Consider the following 11,573-nt stretch of genomic DNA (forward strand, 5'->3'; position numbering starts at 1 on the left):
TATTCGCCATTGCGGCTGATGTCGATTTAAGAACCAATGTAATTACCTGTCTATATATTATAATGATTTTTAATTAATCATGTTTCATTTATAGCCGCGGAAAGCAGGTATTTAATAACTAGCGATAAAATCCTTAATTCAGATGGGTGACTGGTGCATATTAGTTGACACTACATCAAGAGATTTTTAGGCGCATAACAGATAGCAAATAGATAAAGCCTATTGGTTAAAAATACTTGATTAATAAATCAAGGAATACCACTTTGCCTATTGACTCAAGGTTTCTAATGGGTGACACAGGGGGGGATACAAGGCATGGAGATATTGTGGTCACGCGATTAAAAAGCTTATGGAACGTGCCTGCAATAAAGTTAAACAGCAATAACATCAAAAGCTTGCCAATACTTCCGTTTAACATTTATATAATTTAAGGCACTCTCAAAGTTATCAAAAACAACGATGACACTTCACAAAAACGCAACCCAGGCAAGTAGCAATAGGCGAACCACGTAAACCACAGCTCAATGCACGCTACTTTTAACTATTTCTCTTCAGCTCTCATAATGTTCACATTTTAATAAAAATTTTCATAATGCTGAACACTCCCCGTTTTAATTCCGTGCTCAACCGTAGATTCCATTCTTGAACGACCAAAGAGTAAAATGGATAACAAAGTATTTACTCCCCAAAAGCCACAAACAGCAACTAAAAACAGCTGAGAAGTCAAAGGCATAATCATTAATAGATAACAAGAATAACTGATTGTGCTTACAGAAAATGTCATCATCAACCAACGTTCTCGCACAACTCGACTCCAAGGAACAACTCCTTCATAGGATTTCCCTGTAGGTGTCCACCCCTGTTTTTGTCCTGTTACATAGCGAATGAGCCCAACGCAACATATCCAGTTTATAAATGAGTCAAGAACAAAAAATGCGATGTAACATTGTTTTATTTTTTCTAATGGTTTCATCCTACCTAATGACAATTTTTTATACGCACATGCGGTCACAATAAAGCGAGGTAATATACTAAGAGCAGCAAGGAACATAAAAGCTTCTGACTGTAAAAATAAAGCAGTTACAACATATAAAGGAACCAACCCATAACTTAAAAAGGTAATAACATGCTGAACCCAGCTAAAAAGAATGACTTTATTGAAGCACTTACACTTGTCAACCGATGAAAAATGTTTGGTAAAAACCTGGAAAGTTCCCACTGTCCATCGTAACCACATCGCTTCTGTTTCGCGCATGGAAGTTGGCACCCACTCACCAGACTGCACCCAAGCACTCTTCCCCTGATAACCTTTTTGTGCCGCTCGTAACGACATAGATAAATCTTCTGCGACAACAACTTCGCCATTATGGTGTTCTAAGCAGTCCCCTATGGCTCGAACTGCTGAGGTTCGCCATACTGCATTATGACCATAAAACAAGGTATGTCCTCCGTGAGTACTCAGTACTAAAAATAACCGTTGTGTATAGCTTTTAATTCCTTGGGCAAATGCTAATGTCGATGCAGCTAAGGTGTTAGTTGGTACCGTATACAATTGAATAAAAGCAAGTGTTTTATCAAACAAGAACTGCGGTATTACACGTAATAACGTATCAGGCTTTAGTGTTGAATCAACATCTAAATACATAATATATTCCGACGATACTGCTTCAAGAGCGATATCTAAATTTCTAGGTTTAAAACCTTCTCGACCATTTCTGTGAATAAAACTAACGTTAATACCCTTTTTAGCGCATTCTCCTTCATGACTAAAAGATTCTACATAGTTTTTCCATAATTCATACTCATCAAAATCAGTATCACTATTATCAACCACAACAATTTCTTTTTTACCCGAGGCATAAGTTAATGACATTGCTGAATCAAATGTCATTTTAGCGACAGCGAAAGGTTCATTACAGGAAGGAATAAGTACGGCAACACTAGCTAACTTAGTATTTACACACTCAGAATGAGGCTGTAATTCTTTAGGATTAAAACGAAAAAAACACCACATAATGTTAATTTCATTAAATACGTTAAATATTAAAGGAGAAACAATTGTGGCAAAAATAATCCCAGTCTGTGAATAGTCATTTAGCCAAACAACTGTAACAATCAACATTACAGTAACCACCAATGAAAATAGATAACTCTTATAACTAACAAAGCGATACTTTTTTACTAATAGTTCACATTCGTCAGCCTCAATATATATCCCTTCCGATTTTAATATCTGCTGAGATATTTCTTTAGCTTTCAGAAAAGGAGACTGCTTCAATATTTTTTCAACAAAATATAACTTCATTGAACGATCTATCTCTACTAGCGTTTCATGACCATTTTCAGGTTGCTGCTGGTTAGCATTATTCAACCTAGGACTTTGCTTTGATTCTTCTACTTCTTGCATGTTAAGCCTTTCAATTTTTAAGCTTCTAAAAAATCGTTCCATTACTACATTATCCCAAGCAAAAACACTTGAAGATGTAGAGTCATTACTTTTATACCTCTTAAAAAGGCAACTATGAAGTAAAAAAATAACTAAAATAACTTCTTTAATTTAAAGTGGGGCGGTTGAATTTCATACAAGTCAAACCACACATCTAGTCTAATTATTGCCGAACAATTACCGAACAATTACCGAACAATTACCGAACAATTACCGGACGATGCGAACAGGATACCAAAGCTAAAAGTTAGCCATCAATTTTGAGAGTGCCTTAACGCTAATAGTATGCGACTCATTCTCTAAACTAACACCTTTAACGTTTGAATGTTTTTTCAATTGAGATAACAAATTTTTACTTTGCTTAGGTAATACCGTCTGATCAGCTGTCCCATAAGCAATGACAAATGGCTTATTATGATAAACATTACGTTTTTCGAAATGCTTCTCAACGATAGGGTTGGTACAATTGGTGAATTTTTGGTGAGTCTCAAAACCTATCCTTTTACTAAGTTCGCAATAGTTATGCGCGCCATTAACTGATATAAAAGCATCGAATGCCTTGTGTAAATCTTTCGAGGTTCCAATGTCAGTGACTACCAACCCTCCATAACTTAAACCGAAGGCAATAACTTTTTCGGGCGCCAAGTTCATTTTATTTAGCGCATTATTTAAAGATTCAATAACATCTAGAGCTACACGCCTTTGATATTCTATCGTTTTAGGTTTGATTAATTTTTTACCAAATCCGTTGGAATTACGATAGTTAACCCTCAGTATATTAAAACCTTTAGCTAATAATTCATCTTTATAAAGCCCTTTCGAAAACTTATCTCTTTCAAAAGGCCCTCCATGAATATTCACAATCAAAGGGGCTGTTTTTTTATTGGACGCTTCCGTCAAGTGAGTAAAATAACTCAGTATGCGTCCACCATCAGAAGTTTCAGTCCAAAGGGGAATAGTTTTACTCACATCAGATATATTATTGTCAGCAATTATCTGTGTTGTATTGGAATTCAAGTCAGCAAGATATACTCTCTTGTCTTTGTTGCCACTAATTTCAAATACGACTTTAGAAGCATTATCAGCAATACTTAAAATATTGGTATCAAAGTGACCGCTAATCGGTCGTTCTTTATTAATCAGTTTATTAAGATGCTTACCTTTTTCGGTTAATGGGATGAACTGGTTTGTTTCTTTATATATTTCGACGCCCAGTAATTCTCCTCTACGAGTATACAATGGTCGGCTGATATCAAAGTCTGGCTCATGAAAGAGTAGTTCACTAGCTCCTGTAGCCCAATCTACTTCATATAAGGCGCTTGTATCATGGTCTTTGCTACTAACGTACCACGCTTTGTTTTGAGAGTTAGGTATTACGTTATCTTCATAAGTAATAAACAACTTAAATTCATCAATCTTTAGCTTAAAGGGCAACTCAATTTTAGAAAAAGCATTGAGCTTTTTTGACCAACGGGAGTGTTTCAATACTTTCACGGAAAGTTTGTTGGTATCAGGCGAATACAACACATTAATAGCAGGTTGGCCGTATGGATCATAGAGCCATTTAATGACTTGGAAACTAGAGTCGGCATCACTTTCAAATACCTTTATGGGTTCAGGATCAATATGTCTACGCTCTTCCTCAACTTCATCATATTCATAATAGCCGCCGCCATATTGAATAAATTTATAATGATCTACGGTTAACCTTTCGATGACAGGAATAATTCCCAAGTTAGACATTAGCCCGTCGACCATAATTTCTGTTGAAATGAGTCTACCCTCAGTTACAGGAGCACTAACAGTAAACGAAGCCGGATTTGCAAAGAAATATGCAGGCAGATATCCTCCAAGTTTTTCTACTGATAATTGAGCGACAACGCTCGCTTTTCTGGTATTCATTGCTTGGTAAAAAGACTTCCCATCTAAAGCCCAAGCAACATTTACTGAAGGAGCAGGAGCTGAACCTATACGGCTATAATCCTTGGTTTTTAATATTTCACCCAAAAATTTACTTGTATTGATATGTTCTTTGTGGGACTTCTGGTTACGCTTATCATCTTTACAAATACGGTAGAGTAGTTCACCACAGGGAGATAAAGAATATTGGCCATTAACACAAGGTAAGTTACTTAACATGGTACTTGCATATACAGACGTAAAGCTTAAAAAGAAAACTATTGTAATGAGTAGTGTTAAAGTTTGAACTAAAGCTCTTTTATAAGAACATGTTTTTCGTTTATTGTTAGCAAAAATACTGTTCATAATAATGATAAAACACCTTGCAAGTGAATAATATACTCACTTAACACCTTTCAAGTGAGTAATAAACTAATAATGACTAATTTTAGGGGATAGCATATCCTTGCTCTCCCATAAACTTCTTATATGCAGAATACCTAATGTTTTCATTATCTATTATACCGTCATTATTTAAGTCGGTACCTGTAACGGAGGCGTTCCCTCCAACGCTACCTTCGACTATACCAACATCCCCACCAATACTTCCTCCTCCTGAATACGTTACCTTATTTTGATGTGAAATCCAGGAGGTATAGCTCAGTGGTGGGTAACTAGGCGCTGTAACTGCAATATGCTCAAATCCGCAATCTTCGCCGTTTTCCTCGTGCCCACCGGCTACAGCTAACATTTCTTCTTTAGTTAAAAACCGAATGTTTTTGTCATTATTCATTTTCTTAATTCCTTGTAGTTTTTTATATTTAAATGAGCGAAATATAAATAGACATCACTCAAGTAAATTAAACAATATTAATCAGGGTTTTCATACTGGGCTACAGTCTAGTTTTTGGTATTTATTACAATAAAGCTCCTAGTTAAAATACCTCGCTTATTTAAAAGCACATAAGAAAACCCTTGAATATTTAATCTACCCTAATAGCGTAATTATTTTCCTAACGCCTTCACTAAAATCATATTCATTGATTTTAAAATCATAATCTTTTAGGTTACTTTCGCAAACATTATCAATTAACACTTGGTGATCCCTTAACAATACAAATTTATCTAACAACCTGTCATAAATAACTTCAAAATCCAGATTCTTAAATATGCATTCTTGATCTTCGTACGGACTGTTATCAAACACCCATGTAGCTACTTTTGAATAAGCAGATACTATTGAAGACGTTTTATTTACATTATCATTTTCACTTTTATTTTCATTTTCCACCATTGACTTAATATATTGTAACAATGGTTCATGATAAAAATGAGATGAAAAATACAGCTTTTTAAGTGTCCTGCACATCATTAGTTTTAAAAAATCACGAGATTTATCTACCTCTATACCCAGAGATTCAATGTATGAACTAAACATTTTTTTATACGCTGTGGTCTCTGTCGTCTCCGAATCACTTTTTAATAACAAACATTTAAATAATGATTCTACGAATAATAGTAGGGGATCACTCAAAGATAATTTCTCTGGACGTTCGTTACCAGCTAATTTAGAAGAAAATATTATCTCTAGCATTTTATCAAAAATAATTTCACTGCTATCAGGATCGAATGCTTCCTCTATGTTTACATGATAAAAACCAAGAAATTGAAAAGTGTATGTTTTCAATGCCCGTTGATAATTATCCACGTACCTATCAATAAGATGTTCTATGTTTACTGTGATACCATTATATTTATTGTAATCTTTTCCTAACCCCTTAACAAAATTAAGCACTGTACAGTGCTCCTCATAAAATGAGGCCATATGAGTTGCTTCTTGGTAATTTATTTGAGAATCAATAAAACTGGCGCTTGTTAAATCAATCCACTTCCCATCCAAAGAGCTATTAGAAGCATTTATAACCCCATGAACTACCCTGAATATTTTTGCACAGGCAAACTGCTCTGCGCTATTTTCAATAAACATGTTTAACAAGGCTTCAAATGACTCTACACCATATTTTTGATGGTAACTTTTATAAAGGTTTTTAATACGCTTACTTTCTCGTGAAAATAAACGACGATTTTCTTTTAAAGGCTTAAAGTTAGCCAAGGAATAAAAATGTGCAGGTCGTAGTGCTTTTTCTCTAACCAGTAACGCACCTCGCCCTCTTTTCCATTCACCCGGAGATGGTGTCCATGAGCTTTTTTCACCTAATAAAATAAGCCCTACAATCTTAATAGTGCCATGAGGTAGGACGTTATTAAGCACTTCTGACATAATTAATTCATATAGAGCATCAACGAGAGAATAGCCCCCATATGAATGCCATATATCAGAACCTTTTCCAACTAGCGGGTTTCGGCCAACTCCTTTAACCTGATATCCGTTGATATTTGCAGCCCGGGAGCCGCCAGCGTTTTTACCACCACCATACATTTCTCCATAGCCTATGGAAGTAGAACCTTTTACATAGGTAAGTTCCTCAAAAAGTGGACTATCCTTTACTACATATGAAAAATCATTTAAAAACTTCTGTTCAGTCCAATTTTTACCTGTCTGTATACTAAGGTAGTCGTAATCAATCCAAAGAGGTTTAACTTTAGCAACCCCTGTTAAATCAAACGGTATCAAAGCTTCTTCCAGACTATCAATTAATGTTGTATTATCCATATATTTTTTTAAATGCCCTTAGTGGCGATAAAAACCACTCAATGATAGAGGTTGTTTCAAGAACAACTTCAGCCTCAAGTTTCATCCCCGAAATTAAATCAATATTTCGCCCATAGGCAGAAATAGTATTATGATCCAGCTTTACATCAACGAGAAAAAAAGATTCTGGTGGTATTATTGGCCCAATAAATTCATTGGGGTTTAATGCATTTTTAGAAATACTGAGAATATGTCCGCCAAAAATTCCAAAGCGTTGAAAGGGAAAAGAGTCATATTTAATTGTGACTTTCTGCCCCGTATCCAATAGCCCTACGGAACTACTGGGGATGACTAATTTAGCAATTATTTCTGATCTTTCAGGCTCTAACATAAGAATTGGCATACCAGCCAATACTTGATGGCTGACTTCGCCAAATATACTGGTTACTACACCATTCGACGGCGCTTTCACCGAGAACCGTCCCTGACTCGATAGCTCTATTTTTTGTTTAAATAATTGCTCTTTCTGCTGTTCTATACCATTAAGTTCATCCAAATGCATTACGCTAGCTATTTCTTTCTCTTTAGCGTAGGTTACACGCTGTTCCTCAAGATGGTGTACTTCTTTTTTAATCGCTAGTTCGCTCTGTTGCATAGAAAAAAATTGTAATTTGTACGAATCCAGATCTGATTGGCTTATCAACCCTTTTTTTGCAAGCATGATTCTATTTTCAAAATTATTTGAATGTATTTTAAGCATAGCGGCTACCAATAGTGCTTCTTGTTCGTTGAACTCCAGATCATGTTCAAGATCTACGGCTCGTTGTGCTAACGTTTCTTGGCGCAACCGAAAAAGTTTGATTAAATTTTCTTTTTTCTGAGCCAACCTTGTTAATACTCTTTCCAACGATTGCATCAACTCGTGAACACGCGAACGCCCTGTTTCAAGACCTCTTGCAGATTTCATCCAATATAAAACATCTCCTTTTTTAACGCTTTGCCCTACCTTAACGTTTATGTCATCTAGATATGCTGTATTTGTTGCTACTACTTTTATCTCGCCGAGGTTACTGGTCAAGAAACCTTGAGCTTTCTCTTTTCGGGAGTAATCGTTATTAAAAATAAACAGTACAAAGACGAACAATATGAAAAAAAACACTACTGTATATAAAGTATACTTCGGAGGTACATTAAGGAAGACTTCTCCGATAAGCTTTGAACGTTGAAATTTGACTGCTTCCTTTCTAAACAGTTTCATTATGCTGATTCCTTCGGTCTAAGTACTTCAGTAATGTCTGTTAGGCTTTTCTCTCTCAGCTCTAAAATCCTGTCGGAAATCGCTATTAATGCAGGCCTATGTGCAATGATAATGCGTGTGATCGGCATGTTACGAATAGTATCAGCAATCATATTTTCAGTACGTTGATCAAGGTTTGCTGTGCCTTCGTCCATGAATAATATATTGGGTTTTTTATAGAGTGCTCGTGCAATTAACAACCTTTGCTTTTGCCCACCCGAAAGCGAGCTGCCCATGTCGCCGATTAACGTATTGAAGCCCATAGGCATCTCCATTATATCTCGGTATATATGACCTTTTTGAGCGCATACATGTACCCATTCAATATCTACATTGGGATCAAAAAAACTGATGTTGTCGGCAATTGTGCCAGAAAGCAATTTATCATTTTGCATAACAACCCCTACGCATTGACGAAATTGCTTCCAAGCCGCATTGTCCAATGGAATACCATTTGAAATAATCATACCTGCCGAAGGCTTGACTAAACCAAGCATTATTTTTAAGAGGGTCGACTTACCTGCACCAGAGGTGCCAACAATAGAGATCATTTCGCCTTTTTGTACGTCGAGATGTATATTATTTAGTACATATGATTCATTTTCACCGTATCGAAAATCAATGTTTTTTAGTGTGAGATCATCAAGCCTTTTCAGTTTTTCTTCGCCAACTTGAGTAGGAGTGGCTTCACCACCCTCTCTTTTCTCACATACAATGTCAGATAATCTACCCAAATGCATATCGAGTATTTTAAAAGCAAAATACTGTGTAATAAGCCCGTCTATTTTTGATGAAAACTGTCCTGAATACGATTGGTAAGCAAATAACATTCCTAATGTTATTTGATTGTTAATAACCAGCATCGCACTCATAAACATAACAACCGCTTGTTGAAGTGCACCTATAAAAGAGGTAAACAATCCTAAATTCAATTGAAAATTAGCCAAATTAATCGTTTCGTTCATTTTATCAACGCGATTGTTTAACCAAACATTTTCACGATTGCTTTCTTGCCCAAAAATTTTAATTGTTATTGCCGCTTGTATGTTTTCAATAAAAGCTGTTTGCTCCTTGCCACTTAGATCAATAATTTTCTCTTGTTGCCGGCGGAGGCGAGGGTAGACAGATAACTGAATGAGAAAACCAATTATTAAAAAGGTGACTATGAGTAAAGTCATCGTCCATGAATAATACAAGGCCACCGTTAAGGTGGTTATTGCCATAAATCCATCTAATATGACGGTAACAACACCAGTAGATATTATGTTTTGAATAGGAGTAAGAGAACCAAATCGAGTCGTGATATCGCCTAGCCTTCGTTTTTCAAAATACTCTGCAGGCAATCTCATTAAATGCTTAAATAAATTAGAAGTCATTTCAAAGCTTAGGGTATTTGTAAGGAATAAAATGATCTTTGAGCGAATGTATGAAAGCAGTGCTTGGAAAATACCGATCATTGCTAAACCAAGTACTATGACTAGGAGAAATTCTGCATCTTTCATGGTTATTGCTTCATCAATAACCAGTTGCTGAATAAGCGGGCCACCAAGCACAAATATTTGTAAGCAAAACGACAATATTATTATTTTGGTCAAAATTCCTTTTAGACTATGAATTTTACTCCAAAAGTCTGACAATTTTACTTTATCTTGCTCAGCACATTGTTGAAAATCTGCAGATGGAAAAAGTTCAAGAACCACACCGGTAAAATGATTTGATACTTCAGCTAAGGTTAGTGTGCGTTTGCCCTTTGCGGGATCGAATATTTCGACATATTTGCCTCTTACTTTATTCAAGACAACAAAGTGTGACATATCCCAATGAAGAATTACAGGTCGGTTAAAAGACTTAAGAGCACTAAGTTCTGCTCTTAAAGGTCGAGCCTGAAGTTTAATCTTTTCAGATAAATCTATCAGAGCTTCAAGTGTCAATCCTTTGTTAGACAGGTTGAACTTCCTTCTTGCACATACCAAATCAGAGCTGTAACCAAAATAGGAAGCAATCATTAATACACATGCTAATCCGCACTCTGAAATTTCAGATTGAAGGATAAGTGGTAATTTGCGTTTGCCGCCAAAGTCTAAAAGATTTTTATTTTCATCCATGCATATATTCCTTAAAGACCTTCGACATTTAGAGAGTTTATAAAAAATGACCGACGGCCATTAATACACAATTTTCTATAGATGTTAGTGCAATGAAACTTAATTGTTTTTTCTGATATAAATAGTTGTTTAGCTATTTCTGGATTTGTATATCCCTTTTGTATTTGTTCAAAAACTTCTTTCTCCCTAACTGATAATAAATTGACATCATAGATCATTTCACACTTTCCTTATTTTTAATGAACCTGAATTTCTTCAGATAATAGTTAATTTCCTTTATTCACTTGAGCACAACAAGTGAGCTTGTAAGTTATCAACTAGAGCAAAATTCGTTAGTTAAACCTAATATTCCGTTACTTAAAAAAGTCACTGGAGAAATAACTACAGAGGCTCCTAAAGTAGCCTTTATAAAACCTTTTATAAAAAAATATATGCCTATGCTGATGACTCAGGAACCACTGATAAATATCCTATGTATGTTGGACTTTAGTCCGACAAAGGGCAATAAATCCCCCCCTACAATGGATATATCGTTTTGTTCTGAACGAAGTAAATAGGCACGTTTATTTATGTACAGTTCATTTTGCATAAATGATAAGTTGCCAAATGAATCGTACTACAACGTTTTTATAATAGCGCTCAATTCATGTCGTCCTGTTAAATAACTAGAACAAAAAAAATCAACAAATAAGTTGTTTGAGTAAATAGTATTTAAATGGACAGTAGGAAATTAAAGTCCTACAGCCTATTTTTTTATTTTATGCTCTTTAATAATTATACTTATACGGCCTTCAAAATTATTAAATTGTTCATGAGAATTAACTTTTAAGAATATTAAGTTGACGTGGTTTAATGGATTCGACTACCCAGTTAAGGAATAATGAACTTAATTGGGGATAGAAAATGACAAAACGTAAAAAGTATTCAAAAGAATTTAAACTCGACGCTATTGCTTTAGTCGTTGACCAAAATTACTCTCAAGCTGAAGCCGCTAGAAACTTAGGTGTAAATCCCAACATGCTTGGCCGTTGGATAGTAAACGTTCGGTGATCTGCATCTAACAAATAGCTATCAATCTCGTTAAGTTATGACCAAACAATCTTTGGAGTAACTTATGAGAATTATGCGCAGTCAAGAGCAATGGCAATCTATTATTGAAGACCAACAATCCAG

7 protein-coding genes and 1 pseudogene are annotated in these 11,573 nt (G+C 35.4%); 1 reads left to right on the top strand and 7 read right to left on the bottom strand.

The genetic code is table 11. From position 1 onward, the window contains the following. Positions 1-574: 574 nt before the first annotated feature. From CJF42_RS23070 to CJF42_RS23100, 7 genes are all read right to left on the bottom strand, one after another. Entirely contained in the window at positions 575-2,449 is a 1,875-nt protein-coding gene (locus CJF42_RS23070) for a glycosyltransferase family 2 protein (RefSeq protein ID WP_095368910.1), read from the bottom strand. A gap of 237 nt (positions 2,450-2,686) precedes the next feature. After that, positions 2,687-4,711: an alpha/beta hydrolase family protein gene (locus CJF42_RS23075; RefSeq protein ID WP_095368911.1), complete on the bottom strand. Its 2,025-nt coding sequence runs from the start codon at positions 4,709-4,711 to the stop codon at positions 2,687-2,689. An 82-nt stretch (positions 4,712-4,793) separates the two neighbouring features. Further along, positions 4,794-5,138 carry a hypothetical protein gene (locus CJF42_RS23080; RefSeq protein ID WP_095368912.1) on the bottom strand — a complete coding sequence of 115 codons (345 nt, stop codon included), beginning with the start codon at positions 5,136-5,138 and terminating at the stop codon, positions 4,794-4,796. Positions 5,139-5,333: 195 nt separating this feature from the next. Continuing rightward, on the bottom strand, positions 5,334-7,019 hold the full coding sequence (locus tag CJF42_RS23085; protein WP_095368913.1) for a protein adenylyltransferase SelO family protein: 1,686 nt from the start codon (positions 7,017-7,019) through the stop codon (positions 5,334-5,336). Next, positions 7,012-8,256, bottom strand: coding sequence for an HlyD family secretion protein (locus tag CJF42_RS23090; RefSeq protein WP_095368914.1), 1,245 nt, complete (start codon positions 8,254-8,256; stop codon positions 7,012-7,014). Before CJF42_RS23090 ends, CJF42_RS23085 begins: the two co-directional genes overlap by 8 nt. Beyond that, positions 8,256-10,400: a peptidase domain-containing ABC transporter gene (locus CJF42_RS23095; RefSeq protein ID WP_095368915.1), complete on the bottom strand. Its 2,145-nt coding sequence runs from the start codon at positions 10,398-10,400 to the stop codon at positions 8,256-8,258. Before CJF42_RS23095 ends, CJF42_RS23090 begins: the two co-directional genes overlap by 1 nt. Before the next feature lie 11 nt (positions 10,401-10,411). Continuing rightward, the gene (locus CJF42_RS23100; protein WP_095368916.1) at positions 10,412-10,618 is read right to left on the bottom strand and encodes a helix-turn-helix domain-containing protein; all 207 of its coding nucleotides are present in this window, start codon (positions 10,616-10,618) and stop codon (positions 10,412-10,414) included. A gap of 685 nt (positions 10,619-11,303) precedes the next feature. Here CJF42_RS23100 and CJF42_RS23110 point away from each other — a divergent pair. Next, positions 11,304-11,435, top strand: a pseudogene (locus tag CJF42_RS23110) (transposase); the annotation flags it as partial. Positions 11,436-11,573: the final 138 nt, after the last annotated feature.

The sequence above is a fragment of the Pseudoalteromonas sp. NBT06-2 genome (assembly GCF_002276045.1).
Classification (GTDB): domain Bacteria; phylum Pseudomonadota; class Gammaproteobacteria; order Enterobacterales; family Alteromonadaceae; genus Pseudoalteromonas.

Coding starts and splice junctions, on each gene's coding strand:
- CJF42_RS23075 (WP_095368911.1), bottom strand. CDS start 4,711: ATGAACAGTATTTTTGCTAACAATAAACGAAAAACATGTTCTTATAAA.
- CJF42_RS23085 (WP_095368913.1), bottom strand. CDS start 7,019: ATGGATAATACAACATTAATTGATAGTCTGGAAGAAGCTTTGATACCG.
- CJF42_RS23095 (WP_095368915.1), bottom strand. CDS start 10,400: ATGGATGAAAATAAAAATCTTTTAGACTTTGGCGGCAAACGCAAATTA.
- CJF42_RS23090 (WP_095368914.1), bottom strand. CDS start 8,256: ATGAAACTGTTTAGAAAGGAAGCAGTCAAATTTCAACGTTCAAAGCTT.
- CJF42_RS23100 (WP_095368916.1), bottom strand. CDS start 10,618: ATGATCTATGATGTCAATTTATTATCAGTTAGGGAGAAAGAAGTTTTT.
- CJF42_RS23080 (WP_095368912.1), bottom strand. CDS start 5,138: ATGAATAATGACAAAAACATTCGGTTTTTAACTAAAGAAGAAATGTTA.
- CJF42_RS23070 (WP_095368910.1), bottom strand. CDS start 2,449: ATGGAACGATTTTTTAGAAGCTTAAAAATTGAAAGGCTTAACATGCAA.